General features: G+C 66.9%; 15 protein-coding genes. 9 read left to right on the top strand and 6 right to left on the bottom strand.

Annotation, left to right across the window (positions count from 1 at the left end; genetic code table 11):
* The first annotated feature begins 2 nt into the window (after positions 1-2).
* The 3 genes from ACX40Y_RS00795 to ACX40Y_RS00785 are packed head-to-tail and all read left to right on the top strand — an operon-like array spanning position 3 to position 2,766.
* Positions 3-764 carry a (Fe-S)-binding protein gene (locus tag ACX40Y_RS00795; protein WP_459117626.1) on the top strand — a complete coding sequence of 254 codons (762 nt, stop codon included), beginning with the start codon at positions 3-5 and terminating at the stop codon, positions 762-764.
* Positions 761-2,152, top strand: a complete 1,392-nt coding sequence (locus ACX40Y_RS00790; RefSeq protein ID WP_459117625.1) for a lactate utilization protein B — start codon at positions 761-763, stop codon at positions 2,150-2,152. The genes ACX40Y_RS00795 and ACX40Y_RS00790 overlap by 4 nt, the downstream gene beginning before the upstream one ends.
* Entirely contained in the window at positions 2,149-2,766 is a 618-nt protein-coding gene (locus ACX40Y_RS00785; protein ID WP_459117624.1) for a LutC/YkgG family protein, read from the top strand. Before ACX40Y_RS00790 ends, ACX40Y_RS00785 begins: the two co-directional genes overlap by 4 nt.
* Positions 2,767-3,083: 317 nt before the next feature.
* On the opposite strand, the gene fucP is transcribed toward ACX40Y_RS00785, so the two are convergent.
* Genes fucP through ACX40Y_RS00765 form a run of 4 tightly spaced genes read right to left on the bottom strand, consistent with a single transcriptional unit; the run spans position 3,084 to position 7,213 of the window.
* Positions 3,084-4,364, bottom strand: coding sequence for an L-fucose:H+ symporter permease (gene fucP, locus ACX40Y_RS00780; protein ID WP_459117623.1), 1,281 nt, complete (start codon positions 4,362-4,364; stop codon positions 3,084-3,086).
* 34 nt (positions 4,365-4,398) lie between these two features.
* Complete coding sequence (locus tag ACX40Y_RS00775; protein WP_459117622.1) at positions 4,399-5,166, bottom strand: SDR family oxidoreductase; 768 nt, start codon at positions 5,164-5,166, stop codon at positions 4,399-4,401.
* Complete coding sequence (locus ACX40Y_RS00770; RefSeq protein WP_459117621.1) at positions 5,163-6,467, bottom strand: L-fuconate dehydratase; 1,305 nt, start codon at positions 6,465-6,467, stop codon at positions 5,163-5,165. The genes ACX40Y_RS00775 and ACX40Y_RS00770 overlap by 4 nt, the downstream gene beginning before the upstream one ends.
* Positions 6,468-6,472: 5 nt before the next feature.
* On the bottom strand, positions 6,473-7,213 hold the full coding sequence (locus tag ACX40Y_RS00765; protein WP_459117620.1) for an SDR family oxidoreductase: 741 nt from the start codon (positions 7,211-7,213) through the stop codon (positions 6,473-6,475).
* A gap of 129 nt (positions 7,214-7,342) precedes the next feature.
* Between ACX40Y_RS00765 and ACX40Y_RS00760 the strand changes: the two genes are divergently transcribed.
* Together ACX40Y_RS00760 and ACX40Y_RS00755 are read left to right on the top strand one after the other, a co-directional pair.
* A complete protein-coding gene (locus tag ACX40Y_RS00760) occupies positions 7,343-8,212 on the top strand; it encodes an IclR family transcriptional regulator (RefSeq protein ID WP_459117619.1) in 870 nt (289 codons plus the stop codon).
* A 518-nt stretch (positions 8,213-8,730) separates the two neighbouring features.
* On the top strand, positions 8,731-11,709 hold the full coding sequence (locus ACX40Y_RS00755; RefSeq protein ID WP_459117618.1) for a TonB-dependent receptor: 2,979 nt from the start codon (positions 8,731-8,733) through the stop codon (positions 11,707-11,709).
* A gap of 76 nt (positions 11,710-11,785) precedes the next feature.
* Here the strand turns inward: ACX40Y_RS00755 and ACX40Y_RS00750 are convergent, their stop codons facing one another.
* Entirely contained in the window at positions 11,786-12,772 is a 987-nt protein-coding gene (locus tag ACX40Y_RS00750; RefSeq protein WP_459117617.1) for an alpha/beta hydrolase, read from the bottom strand.
* Positions 12,773-12,958: 186 nt separating this feature from the next.
* Here ACX40Y_RS00750 and ACX40Y_RS00745 point away from each other — a divergent pair, with 186 nt between their 5' ends.
* From ACX40Y_RS00745 to ACX40Y_RS00730, 4 genes are read left to right on the top strand one after another with little or no spacing between them, the layout of a single operon-like run.
* Positions 12,959-15,169 carry a WD40/YVTN/BNR-like repeat-containing protein gene (locus tag ACX40Y_RS00745; RefSeq protein ID WP_459117616.1) on the top strand — a complete coding sequence of 737 codons (2,211 nt, stop codon included), beginning with the start codon at positions 12,959-12,961 and terminating at the stop codon, positions 15,167-15,169.
* A gap of 2 nt (positions 15,170-15,171) precedes the next feature.
* Positions 15,172-16,797 (top strand): DUF5597 domain-containing protein, encoded by a 1,626-nt coding sequence (locus ACX40Y_RS00740; protein ID WP_459117615.1) that lies wholly within the window; start codon positions 15,172-15,174, stop codon positions 16,795-16,797.
* A 36-nt stretch (positions 16,798-16,833) separates the two neighbouring features.
* The gene (locus tag ACX40Y_RS00735) at positions 16,834-19,704 is read left to right on the top strand and encodes a glycoside hydrolase family 31 protein (protein WP_459117614.1); all 2,871 of its coding nucleotides are present in this window, start codon (positions 16,834-16,836) and stop codon (positions 19,702-19,704) included.
* 2 nt (positions 19,705-19,706) lie between these two features.
* Positions 19,707-21,317 carry an alpha-L-fucosidase gene (locus ACX40Y_RS00730; protein WP_459117613.1) on the top strand — a complete coding sequence of 537 codons (1,611 nt, stop codon included), beginning with the start codon at positions 19,707-19,709 and terminating at the stop codon, positions 21,315-21,317.
* Positions 21,318-21,373: 56 nt separating this feature from the next.
* Here ACX40Y_RS00730 and infC read toward each other — a convergent pair whose 3' ends face one another.
* Complete coding sequence (gene infC / locus ACX40Y_RS00725) at positions 21,374-21,910, bottom strand: translation initiation factor IF-3 (protein WP_459118372.1); 537 nt, start codon at positions 21,908-21,910, stop codon at positions 21,374-21,376.
* Positions 21,911-21,989 lie beyond the last annotated feature (79 nt).

Raw genomic sequence — 21,989 nt, 5'->3', positions numbered from 1 at the left:
CCATGACTGACTCGCCGCCGCGCATTGCCCTGTTCGTCACCTGCCTGGTCGATGCGATGCGGCCGCGGGTGGGGTTCGCGGCACTGCGGGTGCTCGCTGATGCGGGGTGCGAGGTGGTGGTACCTGAGGCGCAGACCTGTTGCGGGCAGCCGGCGCTCAACTCGGGCGATCGCGCGACGGCGACCGACTTTGCGCGGCGAAACGTGGCGATGCTGGAGTCGTATGAGGCGATCGTCGTGCCCTCCGGCAGCTGCGCGGGGACGATCCGCTGCCACTATCCCGAACTGCTCGCCGACGATCCTGCCTGGGGTCCGCGCGCCGAGGCGGTGGCGGCGAAGACGTGGGAGATCCTCGCCTGGCTCGATGCGCGTGGCTGGCGGCCCGAGGGCGTGGCGCTGGAGGCGCGGGCGACCTATCACGACAGCTGCTCGGGGCTGCGCGAGCTCGGCATCAAGGCGCAGCCGCGGCGGCTGCTCGGCGCGGTAGAGGGGCTTGATCTGGTGCCGCTCGCCGGCGAGGAGACCTGCTGCGGCTTCGGCGGCACCTTCTGCGTGAAATACCCGGCCATCTCCAACGCGATCGCCGACGAGAAGGCGGCGGCGGTGGAGGCTACGGGCGCGGGGCTGCTGCTCGCGGGCGATCTCGGCTGCCTGATGAACATGGCGGGCAAGCTCCACCGGCGCGGGTCGGACGTGCGCGCCTTCCATACCATCGAGGTGCTGGCCGGCATGGCCGACGGCCCGGCGATCGGCGAAGCGCAATGAGCCGGGCCTTCGACGCGCGGGTCGATGCCGCGCTCGCCGACCGCCAGCTCAAGATCGCGGTCGAGCGCACCGCCGGCACCGCCGAGGCCAAGCGCGGGGCGGCGATCGGGGCGTGGCCGAGCTTCGCCGCGGCGCGCGAGCGGGCGGCGGCGATCAAGGACCATGTGATCGCCAATCTCGGCAGCTACCTCGTCCAGTTCGAGGCGGCGGCGACCGCGGCGGGGGCGACAGTCCACTGGGCCGCCACTGCCGACGAGGCCTGCGCGATCGTCGTCGACCTTTGCCGCAAGGCGGGGGCGAAGAGCGTCGCGCGCTCCAAGTCGATGCTCGGCGAGGAGATCGGCCTGCCGCACGCGCTGGAGGCAGCAGGCATCGGCCGTGTCGAGACCGATCTTGCCGAGCATATCATCCAGCTCGCCGGCGAGCGGCCCTCGCACATCATCTGGCCGGCGATGCACAAGACGCGCGAGCAGGTCTCCGCACTGTTCCACGCCCGCCACCGCGAACCGCATGTCGAGGAAAGCATCGTGGCAATGGCGGCGAGCGCAAGGCGGCAGCTGCGGGGCGAGATGCTGGGCGCCGATGTCGGCATCTCCGGCGCCAATTTCCTGATCGCGGATACGGGGCAGGTCTGCACCGTCACCAACGAGGGCAATGCCGAGCTCTCGCTCGTGCCGCCGCGCGTGCATATCGTGACGGCGGGGATCGAGAAGCTGGTCCCCTCGATGGACCATGCGGTGCATCTGCTGCGGCTGCTCGCCCGATCGGCGACCGGCGCGGCGCTGACCCAGTACACCACCTTCTATGCCGGGCCGAAGCGGGCGGGGGACCGCGACGGGCCGGAGGAAATGCACATCGTGCTGGTCGACAACGGCCGCAGCGCGATGCGCGACGACGGCCTGGCGGAGATGCTCCGCTGCATCCGCTGCGGCGCGTGCATGAACCACTGCGTGGTGTTCCGCCAGATCGGCGGCCATGCCTATGGCGGCACCTATCCGGGGCCGATGGGATCGGTGCTGACCCCCGCGCTCGACGGGCTGGCGGCGAGCCGCGACCTGCCGAACGCCTGCACGATGAACGGCAAGTGCCAGGAGGTCTGCCCGGTCGCCATCCCCCTGCCGACGCTGCTGCGCGGCTGGCGCGAGAAGAGCTGGCGCGAGGGGCTGGAGCCGGTGACGCTGCGCTCGGGGCTGGGGCTCTGGGCCTGGGCGGCGCGGCGGCCGTGGCTGTATCGCGCAGGCGTGCGCTGGGCGATCCGGGCGATGCGGCTGGCCGGGCGCGGCTGGATCTCGCGGCTGCCCTTGGCCGGCGGCTGGACCGGCGGGCGCGACTTTCCCGCACCGGCGGCGGAGAGCTTCATGGACCGCTATCGAAAGGGCGAACGATGAGCGCGCGCGACGCGATCCTGGCGCGGCTGGGACCCGCGCGCGACTCGGCGGAGCTGGCGGCGGAGGCAGCGGCGCTGCTGGCAGGCGAGGAACGCGAGCGGCCGGCGGGGCCGGAGGATCTGGTGGCGCGCTTCCTGGCGCAGCTCGCCCTGCCGAGCGTGGCGGCGACGCATGCGCGGATTGGGTCGCTGGCGGAATTGCCGGGGGCGGTGGCGGGCTATCTCGCCGCCGAGGGCGCGGCACCGTCGCTCTGGCTGCCGCCCGATGCGCGGGTGGACGGGCTCGACTGGGCCGGGCTGACGCGGCTGGCGGAATGCCCGATCGACGACGGCGCGGTGCTGGCCTTTGCCCGCGCCGGGGTGGCGGAGACCGGCTCGCTGGTGTTCGAGACCTCCCCGGACGCGCCGATGCTCCCCAACTTCCTGGCGCTGCGCCATATCGTGGTGCTGGAGGTGGCCGCGCTGGTCCGCTGGCTGGAGGATGCCGCGCCGGGCGGGGCGGTGCCGCGCGCGCACTATTGGGTAACGGGCGTCAGCGGCACGACCGACATCGAAGGGACTTACGTCCGCGGCGCGCATGGCCCGCGGTTTTTGCATGTGGTGCTGGTCGGTTGATCTTCTCTAGCCCCTCCTCCTTGGAGGAGGGGTTTGGGGGTGGGGGGATTCCAGAACGCCGCTTGGTCTCGGTGAGACACAGCCCCACCCCAACCCCTCCCCTGAAGGGGAGGGGCTTGAGACGCGGGGCGCTTAGCCTTTACGCGCGGATCGGCCGCTACTGATTACGCCGACGGCTAGAGCCAACAGCACAAGCACGACAATTGTCAGCACCTTCGACCAGCCCCAGCGGTCCGCTGCCAGGAGAGCGAGGTAGATCGCGAGAACGCCGCCCGTTCCTTTGACGACCGCCGACAGTCTCAACCGGCGCATGCCACTCAATGCCCCGCCGTTACCATCTCCACATCCCCCGCCGTCCCGGTCGCCCGTACCCCAAACCCCAGCACCACCAGGAACGCCACCGCCGGCACCAGCAGTGCGAGGTTGATCCCCGCCACGTCGGACAGATGCCCCATCGCCGCGGTCAGCACCGCGCCGCCGATGATCGCCATCACGATCAGCGAGGCGCCGATCTGCTTGAGCGCGCCCAGGCCACCGATGCCGATCGCGAAGATCGTCGGGAACTGGATCGACATGAAGAAGCTCGCCGCGACCAGCGCATAGAGACCGGTCGTGCCGCCGACGAACACCGCCGCCACGGTCAGCGCCGCCGAGAGCCCGGCGAACACCGTCAGCAGCTGCGGCGCGGCGACCTTGCCGAGCATCGCCGCACCCACGAAGCGGCCGATGCCGAACAGCACCAGGCTGGCGAACAGATAGTCGGCCGCGCCCTGCTCGGTGAGGCCGGGCAGGTTCACCTGGGCGTAGCGGATCGTGTAGCTCCACAGCCCCACCTGCGCCCCGACATAGAAGAACTGCGCCACCACCGCGAACACCAAGGTCCGGTCGCGCAGCACGGTGCCGAGCGCCTTGCCCGTCGGCACCGCGGGCGCATCGCCCTCCTTGCGGTTGTCCGGAAAGGCGATCAGCGCGGCGGCGATCGCGAAGGCGAGCACGACCAGGCCGATCACCAGATAGGGCGTCTGTACCGAGGCGAGCTCGCCGCGCAGCGTCGCGGTGCGCTGCGCAGCCGACATCGCCGCCAGCGCCTTCTCGTCCTGCGCGAAGCTGGAGAGGATGAAGTACTTTCCCACCAGCACGCCGAAGATCGTGCCGAGCGGGTTGGCCGCCTGGGCGAAGTTGAGCCGGCGCGCGGCGCCCTCGGGGCTGCCGAGCTCGGCGATCAGCGGGCTGGCCGAGGTCTCGAGAAAGGCGAGGCCGCAGGCGATCACGAACAAGGCCGCCAGGAACCAGCGATACTCGCCGAAATGCGTCGCCGGATAGAAGAGCAGCGCGCCGATCGCGTAGAGCGTCAGGCCCGTCACGATCGCCGCCTTGTAGCCGCGCCGCCGCGCGAGCATCGCCGCCGGGGTCGCGAGCAGGAAATAGCCCAGGTAGAAGGCCTGCTGGACGAAGCTGGTCTCGAAATCGCTCAGCGTGAAGGCGCGGCGGAAATGCGCGATCAGGATGTCGTTGAGGTTGTTCGCCATTCCCCACAGGAAGAACAGCGAGACCGTCAGGATGATGGCGGGGGTGTAGCGTCCGGCCTTGCTGGCCATATGTCCTCTCCTTGGTGCGACGCCCCTGTTGGGGTCATTCGATGGCGCGGTCCAGATGCGTGTAGCCGCCGTCGACGAACAGCCACTGGCCGGTGGTGTGGCTCGCCCGCGCGGAAAGCAGGAAAAGCGCGGTGTCGGCGATCTCTTCCGGCGTGGTGAAGCGGTGGCCGAAGGGCACGCGGCGCTCGATCTCCTCGCGCCGGGCTGCGGGGTCGTCGAAGCTCTTCAGCCATTCGGCATAGGCGGGGGTCTCGACCTCGGCGGGCACTATCGCGTTGACGCGGATGCCGTCGCCGCGCAGCGCCACCGCCCATTCGCGGGTCAGCGCCAGCACCGCGCCCTTGGCGGCGGCATAGGCGCTGGTGTGACCCTGGCCGGTGATCGAGGTCTTCGAGCCGATATTGACGATCGCGCCCTGCGCCGCCTTGAGGTGCGGCAGCGCGGCGCGGGCCATGCCGAAATAATGGACGAGGTTGATGTCGAGCGAGGCGCGGAACTGCGCCGGAGTCGCCTCGAAGCCGAGATTGTCGTTCAGCCCGGCATTGTTGACCAGCCCGTCGATCCGCCCGAAGCGCGCCGCCACTGCGTCGACCGCGGCGACCACGGCATCGTCCTCGGCCAGCTCGCAGGGGTGGAACAGCCAGTCCGCGCCCAGCTGCGCGACCAGCTCGGGCCGGGGCGGCTCGCGCGAGATGATGGCGGGCCGGGCGCCTTCGCGCGCCAGCCCGGCGGCAATGGCCTCGCCGATCCCGGACGAACCGCCGGTGACGATCACGACCTTGCCGGCGAGCCCCAGGTTCATGCGCCGAACCGATACTGGACGAGCGTCTCGGGCTTCATCTCGATCGAATAGCCGGGGCGCTGCGGCGGCATATAGGCCGCGTCGCGGATCACGCAGGGCTCCAGGAAATGTTCATGGAGATGATCCACATATTCGATGACCCTGCCGTCCATGGTGCCGGCAAAGCACAGATAGTCGATCATCGACAAGTGCTGGACGTATTCGCACAGCCCGACGCCGCCGGCATGCGGGCATACCGGCAGGCCGTAGCGCGCGGCGAGGAGCAGCACCGCCAGCGCCTCGTTCACCCCGCCGATGCGGCAGGCGTCGAGCTGGATCACGTCGACCGCGCCGACGCTCATGAACTGCTTGAACAGGATGCGGTTCTGGCACATCTCGCCGGTCGCGACCTGGACCTGGTCGATGCCATCGCGGATCGCCTTGTGGCCGAGCACGTCGTCGGGGCTCGTCGGCTCCTCGATGAACCAGGGCTTAGCGAAGGCGAGCGCGTTGACCCATTCGATCGCCTGGCCGACTTCCCATACCTGGTTGGCGTCGATCATCAGCTTGCGATCGGGGCCCAGCACCTCGCGGGCGATGCGGACGCGGCGGATATCGTCCTCCAGGTCGCGGCCGACCTTGAGCTTGATATGGTGGAAGCCGGCATCGACCGCTTCCTGCGCGAGGCGGCGCAGCTTCTCGTCGGGATAGCCGAGCCAGCCTGCCGAGGTGGTGTAGCAGGGATAGCCGTTCGCTTCGAGCGTGGCGATGCGCTCGGCCTTGCCTGCCGCGCGCTCGGTGAGCAGCGCGAGCGCCTGCTCGGGCGTGATCGCGTCGGTGAGGTAACGAAAGTCGATCGCGCGGACGAGCTGCTCGGGCGTCATGTCCGCGACGAGGCGCCACACCGGCTTGCCCTCGGCCTTGGCCCAGAGGTCCCAGATCGCGTTGACCACCGCACCGGTTGCCAAGTGCATCGCGCCCTTGTCGGGGCCGATCCAGCGCAGCTGGCTGTCGCCGGTCAGGTGCCGCCACATCCGCGCCGGCTCCTCGGCGATCCAGGCGAGGTCGAGACCGATGACGAGATGGCGCATGGCCTCGATCGCCGCGACGCAGATGTCGTTGCCGCGGCCGATGGTGAAGGTGAGGCCATGGCCTTCGAGGCCGGGGACGTCGGTTTCGAGGATGACATAGGCAGCCGAATAATCGGGGTCCGGGTTCATCGCGTCGGAGCCGTCGAGCGAGGCGCTCGTCGGGAAGCGCAGGTCGACCGTGCGCAGGCCGGTGATGCGGGCCTTGAGTGCCGTGGGTGCGGAAACAGCCATGTCCATCAGTTCACCCAGCCGCCGTCGATCACGTGCACCGCGCCTGTGGTGAAGGCGGCTTCGTCACTGGCGAGATAGCAGACCAGCGCCGCGATCTCGTCCTCCTGGCCGAGCCGGCCCATCGGCTGGCGCGCGACAAAGGCGGCATGCGCCTCCTCGACGCTGATGCCCTGCTGCGCGGCCTGATCGGCGACGCGCTGGCGCAGACTCGGCGTGTCGACGGTGCCCGGGCACACCGCGTTGCAGCGGATGCCCTTTGCCACGAAGTCGGCGGCGACGGCCTTGGTAAGGCCAATCACCGCCGCCTTGGACGCGCCATAGGCATGGCGATTGGGAATGCCCTTCACGCTGGAGGCGATCGACGACATGTTGACGATCGCGCCGCCGCCCTTTGCTAGCATGCCCGGCAGGAAGCCGCGGATCATGCGGTGCATCGCATGGACGTTGAGATCGAAGGAAAGCATCCAGTCGTCATCGCTGCCGTCGAGGATCGAGCCGGCGGCCACGAAGCCCGCGATGTTCGCCAGAATATCGACCGCGCCGATGCGATCGGGCAGGGCGGCGATCGCGCCAGCGTCGAGCAGATCGAGCACGATCGGTTCGACCCCGTCCATCGTCGCGAGCGCCGCAGCATCGCGATCGAGCGCGAACACCCGCGCGCCTTCGTCGCGCAGCCGCAACGCCGCCGCGCGTCCGATGCCATGTGCGGCCGCCGTGACGAGCGCGGTCTTTCCCTTGAAACGCATAGGCTCCCCTAGTCCAATTACAGCTTTCATCAGTCAAAGTAACTTTCATTGCAACCGATTTCGCTGGGTTCGCGGTGGGTTGCGCGCGATTGGCATGACAGACGAAGTGGCAGCGGCTAGGTTTGTGCCATGACCCGGTCCTCTGCCCAGCCGACTCCCGAGCGGCAAACCATCTATGCCGCGCCCGCACTCGAAAAGGGCGTCGACGTGATCGAACTGCTGAGCACCGAGCCGATGGGGCTGACGATCAGCGAGATTGCCCAGCGGCTGGGCCGTTCGATCAGCGAACTGTTCCGTATCATCGTCGTGCTCGACCGGCGCGGATGGCTGCACAAGGATGTGGCGAACGACCGCTACCGCGTGACCTATCATGTGCTGGAGATCGCCTATCGCGCGACGCCGGCGCAGGAACTGACGCATGTCGCCGCGCCGTTGATGCACGCGCTGGCGGCGGCGACGATGCAGTCCTGCCATCTGGTGGTGGTCAACGGCACGCGCGGCCTGGTCGTCGCGCGCCAGGAAAGCCCCGGCGCGACCGGCTTTGCGGTGCGGCTGGGCACCGAGGTCAACCTGTTCACCAGCTGTTCGGGGCGCGTGCTGCTTGCGGCGATGGAGCCGGATCGGCGCGCCGCATTGTTCGACGATGCGATGCCGGCCAGCCTGGCGCGAAGGCTCAAGATCGTCGAGGCACAGGGCTATGAAACGATGCCGAGCACGCGAATGGCGGGGGTTTCCGATCTGAGCTGCCCGATCTTCGGCTTTGACGGCCATGTCGTCGCTGCGCTGACGATCCCGTTCCTCGAGGTGATCGACGATCAGCCGCATGTCTCGGACGAGGAGGCACTGGTGATGCTCGTCGACACCGCCCGCGCGGTTTCGGCGGCGCTCGGCTGGTTCAATCCCGGCAACGGCCCCATCGTGCCGAGTCTTTCGGTGCCCAAGCCAGTGCGGCTTCGCCGCCCGACGCCGCGTGTGAAAAGCGGCGAGGCGGGCGCCTGAACGCACAATTCGGATCGTGATGCCCGCGCGGTTGTTTGCCGGCGCCGCCGCGGGTTTCCGTTAAGTTACTCTATCAGAAGCTGAAAACGGGAATTTCTCGCGACGGGTGTGGCCGCGAGGACACATTAAACCTGTCAATGCGAAAAATAATATCAATCGCATTGTTAGCGCTCACAGTTTTACCTATGGATGACGGCTTAACCGGGCGAAAGACTCGGCTGCACAAACTTGGAGGGGACGGGAATGAACAGGCTTTTGCGGTCCGGCGATCTGCCGCGCATCCACGCACAGCATCAGATCGAACCCGGCGCCTGCGCCGTGTCACCGAACGGCAGGTGATCCGATGGGATCGTCGATCGGGCCGATCGTCCGCCCCTGGCTGGGCTGCCTGACCCCACCAGTCTCGTCCCTCGCATGACAGCGTTGCCACGCCAATTCGTCTGCATGGCCCTGACCGACAGCGTTGCCACGTCGGCCGGGCTCACCACCCGATAGATCAACCGTTTTGAGGAAGTGACATGAACCGCGTTCTCCCTTCGTCGAGCGATGCCGCGCTGCGCGCCGCCTCTCTGCTCGTCTCCGCATCGCTGCTCGCACTCGTCAGCGCCACGCCGGCGTTCGCGCAGGATGATGCCGCCGCCCAGGCGAGCGCCGCCGCGCCCCAGGACGATGCCTCGCAGGAAATCATCGTCACCGGCCAGCGCGCCTCGATCGCTAGCGCGATCAACATCAAGCGCAATGCCGACCAGATCGTCGATTCGGTGACCGCCGACGACATCGGCAAGCTGCCCGATCGCAGCGTGACTGAAACGCTGCAGCGCGTGACCGGCGTGACGATCGACCATTTCATGGCGCGCAACGATCCCGACCATTTCTCGGTCGAAGGGTCGGGCGTCAGCATCCGCGGCCTTACCTTCGTCCGCTCCGAACTGAACGGGCGCGACAGCTTCTCGGCCAATGGCGGTCGCTCGCTGAGCTTCGAGGACGTGCCGCCCGAACTGCTCGCCGGCGTCGACGTGTACAAGAACCCGTCGGCGGAAATGATCGAGGGCGGCATCGGCGGCCTCGTCAACCTTCGCACGCGCCTGCCGTTCGATTCGAGCGGCCAGGTGATCAGCCTTTCCGCGCAGGCGACGCGCGGCGACCTTCGCAAGAAGTGGGAGCCGTCTTTCTCCGCGCTGTACAGCAACCGTTGGGAAACCGGCATCGGCGATGTCGGCGTGCTCTTCGACGTCGCCTTCTCGCGCAATTCGACCCGCACCGACGGCATCCAGGTCGAGCCCTATTACCCGCGCACCGATCTGGAGCCGGGCCGGACCGTGTGGATCCCGAAGGGCGTCAACTGGCGCACGCTGGACTTCACCCGCCGCCGCCTGGGCCTGTATGGCGCGCTGCAATGGGCGCCGTCGAGCGACGTCGACGTGACCGTCACCGCATTCCAGTCGCGCTACAAGATGCACTGGGACGAGCATGCGATCTTCTCGCAGACCAACGCCTACAACATCGTGCCGGCCGAAGGCACGCAGTTCGAATATGACGAAACCGGCGCGCTGATCCGCGGCACCGAGACCAACCCGACCGATGGCGGGATGCCGTTCAACAGCAACGTCCGCAGCGCCGATCGCGACTCGCGCACCACGGACATTTCGGGCAACGTCAAATGGCGGATTTCCGATCGCCTGTCGGCGAACTTCGACGTCCAGCATGTCCGTGCCACCACCAACAGCTTCGACTCGACGGTGGCGACGGGCGTCAACATGCCCAGCCAGACGATCGACCTCTCCGGCGGGGTGCCCTCGCTGACCGTCGACGAGGCCTATCTGTCGGACCCCAGCAACTATTACTGGGCGTTCACGATGGACCAGAAGGCGGCCAACAAGGCGACGCAATGGGCCTATCGCGTCGATCTCGACTATGATCTGGATACCGGCGGCGTGCTGAAGTCGCTGCGCGTCGGCGGCCGCTACACCGATCGCGATGCGCTGAACAAGGAATCGCCGTATAACTGGCAGGCGGTTTCGCAGAACTGGCAGCTCGGCTGGTTCCTGCCGCGCCTCGCCTATCTGTCCGAGTTCCCGGCGGAAAGCTCGACCTACAAGTTCAACAATTACTATCATGGCAACGCCAATGTGCCGACGCAGGTGATCTTCCCGGCGACGTCGCTGGCGACCGGCTATCCGGACAGCTACAATCTGCTGCACAGCTTCACCGAAACGCTGTGCAAGGAACTCAACCCGTCGTGCGACACGGCGTTCCAGCTCGCGGCGTTCGGCGACGCGCAGCGCAACGAGCAGCATGAGCAGACCTATGCGCTCTATGGCACGGTGCGCTTCGGCCTCGACAATATGGGCACGCCGCTGTCGGGCAATCTCGGCCTGCGCTATGTGAACACCAAGGCCCGGACGAGCGGCTTCCTCGTCACGCCGCAGCCGGTGGTTATCCCCGACGGCCAGGATCCCGCCGATTACCCAGTGTTCGACGGCAGCAGCTCGGTTCGCAACTATCGCAACAATTACGATTACTGGCTGCCCAGCCTGAACCTGCTCTACAAGTTCACCCCCAAGCTGCAGGCACGCTTTGCCGTGTCGCGCGGCATGGCACGGCCGGACTTCAACCAGATGCAGGGCTCGGTCCAGCTCAACGCGGCGGTCGACACGGCCAACGGCCGCCTGAACCTGACCGCGACCGCGAACAATCCGCTGCTCAAGCCGACCACGGCCGATCAAGTGGACGGTGCGCTCGAATGGTATTTCGGCCGCGCCAGCTCGCTGACCGCGACCGTGTTCTACAAGAAGCTGCACAACATCATCCGCAATACGCTGGTCAGCGAGGATTATGACGGGCTGACCTATGCGGTGACGCGGCCGGAGAATGTCGGCACCGGCGAGCTGAAGGGCTTCGAGATCGGCTATAACCAGTCGTTCGACTTCCTGCCCGGCGTGCTCAGCGGCCTCGGGCTGACGTCGAACTTCACCTATGTGGACAGCAAGTCGACGATCAATTCGACGCTCGACCCCAACAGCTCGGCCTTTGCGTCTGTCAACGGCGTCGACACCAACGGCGCGATCTTCGGCAAGCTGCCGCTCGAAGGGCTGTCCAAGTACAGCTACAACATTGCCGGCTATTACGAGAAGGGACCGATCTCGCTGCGGCTCGCCTATAACTGGCGCAGCAAGTACCTGTTGGCGGTGAACGTCAACGGCACGCAGGGTACCGACGGCACCCCGCTGGCCGAGGGCGGCGTCACCTGCAACACGGCGGCCAATCCGCGTTGCGTCACCTGGGGCCTGCCGGTCTATAACGACGATTACGGCCAGCTCGACGGATCGATCTTCTTCAAGCCCTGGGGCGACAAGATCTCGATCGGCATCGAGGCGCAGAATCTGGCGAATGCCGAAAACCGCGTGCTGATGCAGCAGAGCGCGATCGGTACCCGCACGCGCGCCTGGTTCGTCAGCGATCGCCGGTTCACCGGCACGGTGCGCGTCACCTTCTGACGCAGGCCCAGCCGGACAAAAAGGGGGCGGGCGCCGGTTTCGGCACCCGCCCTTTTTGTTGGCGCTGGCCCGGCGGTCAGCCGGAGAGCACGCCGCTGCGCCGGGCATAGGCGGCGAACAGCACGGGCCATGCCGATGCCGGCACGTTCTTGGCCAGGCGCACGCCGAAACCGTGGCCGCCCTGATCGAAGGCGTGAAGCTCGGCCGGTCGCTGGGCGGCGAGCATCGCCTGGTACAGCGCCAGGCTGTTGGCGATCGGCACCAGCCCGTCGTCGCTGGCATGGGTGAGGAAGATCGGCGGCGTATCGGCAGTGACGCGGTTTTCCAGCGAGGCCGCGGCCAATGCCTTGGGGTCCGCGCCGGGGCCGAACAGATTGTCGCGCGACCCGCCGTGCGTGAACGGCGCCGCCATGCTCACCACCGGGTAGATCAGCCCCGCCAGATCCGGCCGTGCGGAAAGCTGGTCGGCGGCGTCCACCGGCGTGTAGACGCGCTCCGCATGGCGGGTGGCGAGACTGCCGGCGAGATGCCCACCCGCCGAGAAGCCGAGCGCGAGCACCTTGGCAGGATCGATGCCGTAGCGCGCGGCCGATGCCCGGATCAGCCGTAGCCCGCGCTGGGCGTCCGCCAGCGGTACGATCGAGCGATTCGCCCAGCCTTCGGTGGGGATGCGATAGCGCAGGATGAAGGCGGTGATGCCGATGGCGTTGAGCCAGCGCGCCTGTTCCTCGCCCTCATTGTCGATCGCGAGAAAGCCATAGCCGCCGCCGGGCACCAGCATCACGGCGGTGCCGTTCGGCGCGGCCGCGCGGCGCACCGTCAGCGAAGGCTGGCCGACGCCGGTGAGCCAGCGGTCGTTGAAATTGGGGTCTTTCGATCGCTGGTCATATTTCGGCTTTGGGAGCAGCACCGGCGCACCGGGCGGGTTGCCCGGCCACAGCGGCAGGCGTTCCTCCGCCTCGCCTGTGATCATGCTGCGCGCCTCGGCCGGCAATGCGGCGGTTGCAGCGGTCAACGCCGCGCCGGCGACCAGCTGGCGCCGGGTAACTTGTCGAACGGTCATTCGCTTCCTCCCCTCGTCAAATGAAGATGGGCCGGGCATGCCTTGGCGGCGTTGAACGCCCGGTGGGTCCATCCATGAAAGTAATTTTCAGAAATGCGGTTTTCTTCCGAGTTTGGTAGCGCTAACTATATCATATAAATCCTAAATGGGTCACGGCCCGAATCAATGAATGAGAGGGGAGGGCGAATGCGAAAGGCAAGGCATATGCCGCTCGGCATCGTTGCGGCGCTCGCGCTCCTCGCATCGCCGCTGGCCGCAGCGGCGCAATCGCTGCCTTATCGCTGGACCAACGTGACCGTCGGCGCCGGGGGCTATGCGCCCGGCATCGTGTTCAGCCCCGCCGAGCGGGGCCTTGCCTATCTGCGCACCGATATGGGCGGCGCCTATCGCTGGGATGCGGCGGCGGAGCGCTGGGTGCCGCTGCAGGATGGCAACGCTGTCTCAAGCTATATGGGCATCGAGAGTATCGCCCCCGATCCGCATGATCCGGCGCGCGTCTATATGGCCGCCGGCATGGGCGCCGCGGCGCCGGCCGCGATCCTGCGATCGGACGATCGCGGGGCGCACTGGACGGTGACGCCGGTGCCGTTCGCGATGGGCGGCAACGAGGCGGGGCGGGGCCTGGGTGAGCGGCTGGCGATCGATCCGAATCGCACGCGCACGCTGTTCTTCGGCTCGCGCCATGACGGGCTGTGGCGCAGCGACGATGCCGGCGCGCATTGGGCGAAGGTCGCGACCTTCCCGGTGACGGGGCTCGGCGCACCGGCGCGGCGCCAGACGCATGGCGGCGTTTCCTTCGTGCTGTTCGACCCGACCAGCGGCATGGCCGGGGCGGGGTCGCAGCGCATCTGGGCGGGTGTGGCTGATCCCGGTGCCGTGCATCTCTACCGCTCCGAGGATGGCGGCACGACGTGGCAGGCCGCGGCCGGGCCGGGGGCGGAAATGCTGGCGGTGAAGGGTGCGATGGCCCCGGACGGCACCGTCTATGTCGGCTATGCGACCGGCATCGGCCAGTCGGATGCGCGGCAGGGGGCGTTGTGGCGCTTCTCGTCCGATGGCGCTGGCCGGGCGATCACGCCGCCGGACCTGCAGGAGGGCGGCGTGCTGGGCGTGGCGGTTGCACGCTCGGCGCCGGGGACGGTGGCGATCACGACGCTCGACCGGTACCGGCTGGGGGACTCGCTGTGGCTGTCGCGCGATGGCGGCGCGCATTGGACCGATCTTGGCCCGCGCAGCCGGCGCGACATCGCCGCCTCGCCCTTCCTGCTGCACGAAGGCAAGGGCGCCGATTTCGGGCACTGGATCACCGGGCTGGCGATCGATCCGTTCGATGCCGGGCACATCGCCTACACCACCGGCGCGACGGTCTATGCGACGGATGCAGCCGGTGCGCAGACGGTGCCATGGGCGCCCTGGGTGCGGGGGATCGAGCAGACCGCGATCATCACGCTGATCTCCCCGACCGGCGGCGCGCACCTTGTTTCCGGCTTCGGCGATCTTGCCGGCTTCGTGCATGACGATCTGGACGTTTCGCCGCAGCCGAGCTTCACCAACCCCTATCTGTCGAACACCAACACGCTCGATTATGCGGGGCTGAGGCCCGAGGTGATCGTGCGCAGCGGCAGCCTTTATGCCGATCGCCCGCGCGACGCATCGCTGGGGCGGTCAGAGGATGGCGGGCGCAGCTGGGTGCCGGTCAAGGTGCCGGCGATGGGCACGCCACCGGCGCGCGCAGACCTGAACGGCGAGGCGGCGATCAGCGTATCGGCCGATGGCGGCACGATGCTGGTGGCAGCGCCTGAGCCGATGCTGACGCGCGACGGCGGCAAGCGCTGGATTCGCGTCGAAGGGCTGCCGGGCAGCACCCGCGCGACCGCCGACAAGCGCGATCCGGCGCGCTTCTACGCGGTCGATGATCGGCATGTGCTGGGCTCGGTGGACGGCGGCCTGCACTTTGCGCCGCTGCCCGGGCGCGGGCTACCCGCCGATCTTTCCGCCGCAAGCATCCATAACCGCGAGCAGCAGTCGACGCTGGTCGCCTCACCCTTCGCGGCCGGCGAGCTGTGGCTGAAGCTGGGGCCGCAGCTGTGGCGGAGCACCGATAGCGGCAAGTCGTTCAAGCCGGCAAGCGGCGCATTGCAGGTCGATCTGTTCGGGCTGGGCAAGGGGAAGGGCGCCATCCCGTCGGTCTACGCCATCGGAACGATGGGCGGATTGCGCGCGATCTGGCGTTCCGACGATCTCGGCGCGCACTGGGCGCGGATCAACGACGATGCACACCAATGGGGCCTGCGCTTCCGCGTGATTTCAGGGGACCCGCGCGTGGTGGGCCGGGTATATCTCGGCACCGACGGACGCGGGCTGTTCTATGGCGATCCGACAGGGGAGAGGAAATGAGAATGAAGCCGCTGAAACGCGCTGCGTGCGCGTTGCTGCTCGCGGGCATTGCGACCACCGCGTCTGCCCAGACCGCCACGCCCGTCCCGCATATCGAGACGAAGAATGGGCGCCACGCACTGATCGTAGACGGCGCGCCGTTTCTGATGCTGGGCGCACAGGTCAACAATTCCAGCAACTATCCCGAGCCGCTCGCCACCACCTGGCCGGTGCTCGATCGGATGCACGCCAACACCGTTGAAGTGCCGATCGCCTGGCAGCAGGTGGAGCCGCGCGAAGGCCAGTTCGATTTCAGCTTTCTCCAGACGCTGCTCGATCAGGCGCGGGCGCACGACAAGCGGGTGGTGCTGCTGTGGTTCGGGACGTGGAAGAACACCGGCTATGCCTATACGCCCGACTGGGTAAAGCTCGATTCGAAGCGTTTTCCGCGGATGAAGACGCGCGACGGCAAGGATCACGGCGTGCTGAGCGCGCACGGGGCCGAGACGCTGGCGGCCGACAAGCGCGCCTTTGTGAAGCTGATGGAATATCTGCGCGACCATGATCCGCAGAACACGGTGATCCTCGTCCAGCCGGAAAACGAGACCGGCAGCTATCGCAACCCGCGCGATTATTCGGCCGAGGGCAACCGGCTGTTCGCGCAGGCGATCCCGGCCGAACTCGCGAAGAAGACCGGCAAGCGCGGCACCTGGGCGCAGGCGTTCGGGGCACAGGCCGACCGCGCGTTCAACAGCTGGTATGTCGCGCGCTACGTCAATGCGATCGCGGCGGCGGGCAAGGCGGTGAAGCCGCTGCCGATGTACGTCAACGCGGCACTGGCAGGGCCGTCCAACGTTCCCGATCCCGATGGCGTGGCGAGCGGTGGCCCGCAGCAGGACGTGCTCGACATCTGGAAGGCGGCGGCGCCCGACATCGATTTCGCCGCGCCCGACATCTATGACCGCACGAGCGAAAACGTCGCCGTCTATCTCGAAAAATATGCGCGGCCGGACAATGCGCTGATGGTGCCCGAAATCGGCAACGCCCGCGAGTTCGCGCGCTTCTTCTATGAGGCGCTGGGGCATGGGGCGATCGGCTTTGCGCCGTTCGGCATGGACGGCACCGGCTATTTCAACTATCCGCTGGGTTCGCGCGACCTGGAGCCGGCGACGATCGACGCCTTTGCGCTGCCGTACCAGACCGTGGGCAGCTTCGCGCGCGACTGGGCGCGGATCGCCTTTACGCGCCCGACCTGGGGCGTGGCCAAGCCCGACGACGGCAAGCCGCGTTCGACCACCATGGGCGGCTGGCAGATCACCGCCGCCTGGGGCGAGTGGCAGTTCGGCATGAAGGAATGGACCTTCCTCAAATCCGAGCCTGCCCCCTGGGGTGCGGAAAAGATCGGCGGCGTCGCCGTCGCCCAGCTCTCCGACAATGAGTTTCTGGTGGTTGGCGACCATGTTCGCGTCACCTTTTCGGCGGCGGAGGGCAGCCCGCCGAACGGCATCCTGCTGCGTGCCGAGGAGGGCAGGTTCGTCGACGGCAAGTGGCGGATGACGCGCATCTGGAACGGCGACCAGACCGATTACGGGCTCAACCTGATCGATCGGCCGCAGGTGCTGAAGGTTACGATGGGCCGCTATCGCTGAGCGGCAAAACAGACAAAAGAGGCAGGAGACTTGGGCATGAAGAAGGTTTGGATCGCGGCGCTGCTGGCGGGTAGCGCGATGGGGGCTGCGCAGGCGGCGCAGGAAAATGGCTATAGTCGCACCGCCGAAGGCGTGGTGGTGATGCCGACCGGCGGCAGTGCGGCAAAGGTGGAAGTGACGGTGCATGGCGACGGCATGTTCCACGTCGTCGCGATGCCGCGCGGCGTGGACACCGGCACGCTTGCGCCGAGCCTGATGGCGCCCAATCCGCCCGCCGCCGGCGCGTTCGACGTCAGCAGCGCGAACGGCCATGTGCTGGTGAAGGCGAAGCGCGCGACCGCCGATGTCGAGATCGCGACCGGCCGCGTCCGCTTCCTCGATCCCAAGGGCCGCGAAATCCTGGCCGAATCCGGCGCTGCCGCGTTCAAGCCGGTGACGGTGGAGGGCAAGCCGTTCGTATCGGTCAGCCAGCAGTTCAACCGCGGCACCGACGAGGGGCTGTACGGCCTGGGCCAGCACCAGAATGCCCAGATGAACTATAATGGCGAGGACGTCGAACTCGCCCAGCACAATATGGACATCGCGGTGCCGTTCGTCGTCTCGACGCGCAGCTATGGCCTGCTGTGGGACAATGCCAGCATCAGCCGTTTCGGCAACCCCAAGCCCTATACGCTGGTGGGCGAGGACATGAAGGTCACCAGCGACGGCAAGCCGGGCTGGAAGGCCGAATATTTCCTCGACGGCAAGCCGGCGGTCACCCGCCAGGAAGCGACGATCAACTACCAGTATATCAAGGACCAGGCGAACTGGCCCGCGGCCGCCAAGGCGCAGACGGTGGCGGCGACGGGCGGCCAGAACACCGCCGGCAATGCCGTGCAGAAGCAGACCGTGGTGTGGACCGGCGACGTGCAGCCGGATGCGACCGGCACCCACAAGTTCCAGCTCTATGGATCGAGCTATTACAAGGTCTATGCCGACGGGAAGCTGGTGCTCGATCGCTGGCGCCAGAACTGGAATCCCTGGTACGCCAATTTCGACCTGCCGATGGTGAAGGGCAAGCCGGTCAAGATCCGCATCGAGTGGGAGCCCAATGCCGGCTATATGGCGCTGCTCCACAATGATCCGCTGCCCGCGCCGGACCGGCATTCGCTGTGGTTCACCAGCGAGGTGGCGCAGGCCAAGAATTACTGGTTCGTGCCCGCCGAGAGCATGGACGGCGCGATCGCCGGCTATCGCCAGCTGACCGGCAAGGCCGAGATGATGCCGAAATGGGCCTATGGCTTCTGGCAGTCGCGCCAGCGCTATGACACCGCCGCCGAAGTGACCGGCGTGGTCGAGAAATATCGTTCGCTGAACATTCCGCTCGACAATATCGTGCTCGACTGGCGCTATTGGCGCGATCCGGAATGGGGCAGCCATGATTTCGATCCCGCCCGCTTCCCCGATCCCAAGGCGATGATCGACAAGGTCCATGCCGACCATGCGAACTTCATGATCTCGGTCTGGCCGAAATTCTATCCGACGACGGAGAACTACAAGGAACTGAACGCCGCCGGCGCCGCCTATCAGGGCAATCTGCGCCAGGGGAACAAGGACTGGGTGGGGCCGGGCTTTGCCAGCACCTTCTACGATCCCTATTCGGCGGAAGGGCGCCGCATCTTCTGGAAGCAGGTACAGGCCAAGCTCGGCGTGATCGGCACCGACGCCTGGTGGGCCGATGCCAGCGAGCCGGACATGCACTCCAACCTGTCGATCCCGGAGCGGACCGACACGATGGGGCCGACGGCGATCGGGCCGGCGGCACAGTATTTCAACAGCTATCCGCTGATGAACGCGCGCGCCTTTTACGAGGGCTGGCGTGCCTTCAAGCCCGATGTGCGGCCGTTCCTGCTCACCCGTTCGGGCTTTGGCGGGTTGCAGCGCTATGGCGCGGCGATCTGGTCGGGCGACGTGGCGAGCCGCTGGTACGATCTGCGCGCGCAGATTTCGGCGGGCGTCAACGCATCGATGTCGGGTATCCCCAACTGGACGCACGACATTGGCGGCTTCGCGCTCGAGGATCGCTACTCGGTCAAGAATCCGACGCCGGAAGACCTGGCCGAGTGGCGCGAGCTCAACCTGCGCTGGTTCCAGTTCGGCGCGTTCAGCCCGCTGTTCCGCAGCCATGGCGAGTTCCCGTATCGCGAGATCTACGAGATTTCGCCGGAGGGCTCGCCGATGCGCGCCTCGATGGTGTGGTACGATCAGCTTCGCTACCGGCTGATGCCCTATATCTACACGCTGGGTGCCGACACCTATATGAAGGACGGCAGCATCATGCGGGGCATGGCGATGGACTTCCCCGCCGATGCCAAGGCGCGGAACATCGACGATCAGTATCTGTTCGGCGATGCCTTCATGGTCGCGCCGGTGACCGAGTACAAGGCGCGCAGCCGCACCGTCTATTTCCCCGGCACCGGCACCTGGTATGATTTCGCCACGGCCAAGGCCTATCGCGGCGGCACCATCGCCGGGGTCCAGGCGCCGGCCGAACGGATGCCGCTCTTCGTCAAGGCAGGTGCCATCATTCCCATGGGCCCGGTGACGCAATATGTTGACCAGCAGCGCGATGCCCCGCTGACCATCACCGTCTATACCGGCGCGAACGGCCAGTTCTCGCTCTATGAGGATGATGGCCGCAGCGAGCAGTACAAGAGCGGCGCGTTCAGCCGCATCCCGATGACGTACGACGACAAGGCCGGCACGCTGACCATCGGCGCGCGCGAAGGCAAGGGCTGGGCGGGCATGCCTGCTGCCCGCAGCTTCCGCGTGAAATGGGTGAGCGCAGGAAAGCCCGTGACCGATGACAATGGCTTTGATACCGAAGTCAGGTATCAAGGTGGTACTGTCGTGGTTCAGCGGAGGTAACAATGATCGGATCAGGGTGGCGGCGTCGCGAGGTTCTGGCGGGACTCGCCGCCCTGCCGGCGGTGGCGCGGGCGCAGGTGGTGGCGCAGGGGCCGGTGCAGGCCAACTGGCCGTCGCTGGTGGCCAACTATCGCTACCCTGACTGGTTTCGCGACGCGAAGTTCGGGATCTGGTCGCACTGGGGGCCGCAATCGGTACCCGAACAGGGCGACTGGTATGGCCGGCACATGTACATCCAGGGCCACCCGGCCTCGGACTTCCATCGCAAGACCTATGGCCACCCCGCCGATGTCGGCTTCATGGAAGTCCAGAACCGCTGGACCGCCGATCGCTGGGAGCCCGAGGCGCTGATGAAGCGGTTCGTGAAGGCGGGCGCGAAATACTTCGTCTCGCTTGCCTGCCATCACGACAATCTCGATTGCTATGACAGCGCGCATCATGGCTGGAACAGCCTGCGCGTCGGGCCGAAGCGCGACGTGGTCGGCACCTGGGAAAAGATCGCGCGCGAGGCGGGCCTGCGCTTCGGCGTCTCCAACCACGCCTCGCACGCCTGGCACTGGTTCCAGACCGCCTATGGCTATGACGCCGAGGGCGCGCGCAAGGGCGAGCGCTACGACGCGTTCCGCCTGACCAAGGCCGATGGCGCCGGCCAATGGTGGGAGGGGCTCGATCCGCAGATCCTCTACACCGGCAAGCATATCGTCGTGCCCGACGGCATGGATTCGATGCAGGCGATGGGCAAGTGGCACGAGAAGAATGACGGCCAGTGGCTGGAAACCGCCCCGCCGGGCGATGCCGACTATGCCCGCCGCTGGCTGCTCCGCCAGGTCGACCTCGTCACCAAGTACAAGCCCGATTTCTGCTATTTCGACAATTACGAGCTGCCGTTCGGCCCGATCGGGCTCGCCGCGGTGGCCGATTATTACAACCGCTCGATCGACTGGCACGGCAAGATCGACGTCGTCGCGACCGCCAAGAAGCTCAATCCCTATGCTCGGTTCGGGATCGTACAGGATGTCGAGCGCGGCTTTTCGGACCATCTGTGGGACGAGCCGTGGCAGACCGATACCTGCCTTGGCGACTGGTTCTACAAGCGCAGCCTCTACACCGACAAGGCGTACAAGTCGGCGAACGACGTACTGCAGCGGCTGGCCGATGTCGTGTCGAAGAACGGCAACCTGCTGCTCTCGGTGCCCCAGCGCGGCGACGGCACGATCGATTCCGAGGAGGAGAAGATCCTCGACGATCTGGCGGCCTGGATGGCGGTGAACGGCGAGGCGGTGTTCGGCAGCCGGCCGTGGCGGAGCTATGGCGAGGGGCCGACCGAGCTCGCGGCCGGCATGCAGAACGAATATGCGTTCAAGGGCTTTGTGGAGGGCGATGTGCGCTTCACCACCAAGGGCGACGCGCTGTACCTGTTTTTCCTGAAGGCGCCCGCGGCGCCGGTGACGGTGAAGGCGCTGGGCCTGAAGGCCGGGCGGGTGGCGCGGGCGCGACTACTCGGTGGCGGCGACGTGGCATATCGCCAGACGCGGGATGGGCTCACGATCACGCTGCCCAAGGGGCTGGGAACGGTGCCGGTCGTACGGATCGACGGGTTGCCTCGCGCCTGAGCGGCGCGGTCGTGTCGGGCGGGGCTCCATATCGCGGCGCCCCGCCCGCCATCACGTCACTTCGGTGAAAGCACCATCAGCATCTGACGGCCTTCCATGCGCGGATAGCTCTCGACCTTGGCGTCTTCGGCGCAGTCTTCCTGCACGCGCTTGAGCAGCGCCATGCCGAGCTGGCCATGCGACAATTCGCGACCGCGGAAGCGCAGCGTTACCTTCACCTTGTCACCTTCGCCGATGAACTTGTGAATGTTGCGCATCTTCACGTCATAATCGTGATCGTCGATGTTCGGACGCATCTTGATCTCTTTGATCTCCTGCGTCTTCTGGGTCTTGCGTGCGAGGTTCGCCTTTTTCTGCGCCTCGTACTTGAACTTGCCGACATCGAGGAACTTGGCGACGGGAGGGTCAGCGTTCGGCGACACCTCGACCAGATCGAGCCCTGCCTCGGCGGCCTGCTCAATTGCCTCGCGCGTGTACATCACGCCGAGATTTTCGCCGTTCTCGTCGATGACGCGAACCTTGGGCGACTGGATGAATTCGTTGAACCGCGGCCCGTTCAGCGGCATTGGGGGCGCCATCGGGCGCCGGGACATGGGAGGACGTATAAGACTTGCTCCTGTTCGTTGTTGCTGTCGACTATCCATAATAACGCGCAAACCCCCATTCTGGTAG

This window comes from Sphingomonas sp. RS6 (assembly GCF_054489705.1).
The sequence above is the reverse complement of the archived record's forward strand: the minus strand, read 5'-3'. Positions and strand labels throughout refer to the sequence as shown.

Excerpts from the sequence above, each read along its gene's own strand:
- ACX40Y_RS00730 (WP_459117613.1), top strand. The coding sequence starts at position 19,707 with ATGATCGGATCAGGGTGGCGGCGTCGCGAGGTTCTGGCGGGACTCGCC.
- ACX40Y_RS00735 (WP_459117614.1), top strand. The coding sequence starts at position 16,834 with ATGAAGAAGGTTTGGATCGCGGCGCTGCTGGCGGGTAGCGCGATGGGG.
- ACX40Y_RS00740 (WP_459117615.1), top strand. The coding sequence starts at position 15,172 with ATGAAGCCGCTGAAACGCGCTGCGTGCGCGTTGCTGCTCGCGGGCATT.
- ACX40Y_RS00760 (WP_459117619.1), top strand. The coding sequence starts at position 7,343 with ATGACCCGGTCCTCTGCCCAGCCGACTCCCGAGCGGCAAACCATCTAT.
- ACX40Y_RS00795 (WP_459117626.1), top strand. The coding sequence starts at position 3 with ATGACTGACTCGCCGCCGCGCATTGCCCTGTTCGTCACCTGCCTGGTC.
- ACX40Y_RS00785 (WP_459117624.1), top strand. The coding sequence starts at position 2,149 with ATGAGCGCGCGCGACGCGATCCTGGCGCGGCTGGGACCCGCGCGCGAC.
- infC (WP_459118372.1), bottom strand. The coding sequence starts at position 21,910 with ATGTCCCGGCGCCCGATGGCGCCCCCAATGCCGCTGAACGGGCCGCGG.
- ACX40Y_RS00745 (WP_459117616.1), top strand. The coding sequence starts at position 12,959 with ATGCGAAAGGCAAGGCATATGCCGCTCGGCATCGTTGCGGCGCTCGCG.
- ACX40Y_RS00750 (WP_459117617.1), bottom strand. The coding sequence starts at position 12,772 with ATGACCGTTCGACAAGTTACCCGGCGCCAGCTGGTCGCCGGCGCGGCG.
- fucP (WP_459117623.1), bottom strand. The coding sequence starts at position 4,364 with ATGGCCAGCAAGGCCGGACGCTACACCCCCGCCATCATCCTGACGGTC.
- ACX40Y_RS00755 (WP_459117618.1), top strand. The coding sequence starts at position 8,731 with ATGAACCGCGTTCTCCCTTCGTCGAGCGATGCCGCGCTGCGCGCCGCC.
- ACX40Y_RS00765 (WP_459117620.1), bottom strand. The coding sequence starts at position 7,213 with ATGCGTTTCAAGGGAAAGACCGCGCTCGTCACGGCGGCCGCACATGGC.
- ACX40Y_RS00775 (WP_459117622.1), bottom strand. The coding sequence starts at position 5,166 with ATGAACCTGGGGCTCGCCGGCAAGGTCGTGATCGTCACCGGCGGTTCG.
- ACX40Y_RS00770 (WP_459117621.1), bottom strand. The coding sequence starts at position 6,467 with ATGGCTGTTTCCGCACCCACGGCACTCAAGGCCCGCATCACCGGCCTG.
- ACX40Y_RS00790 (WP_459117625.1), top strand. The coding sequence starts at position 761 with ATGAGCCGGGCCTTCGACGCGCGGGTCGATGCCGCGCTCGCCGACCGC.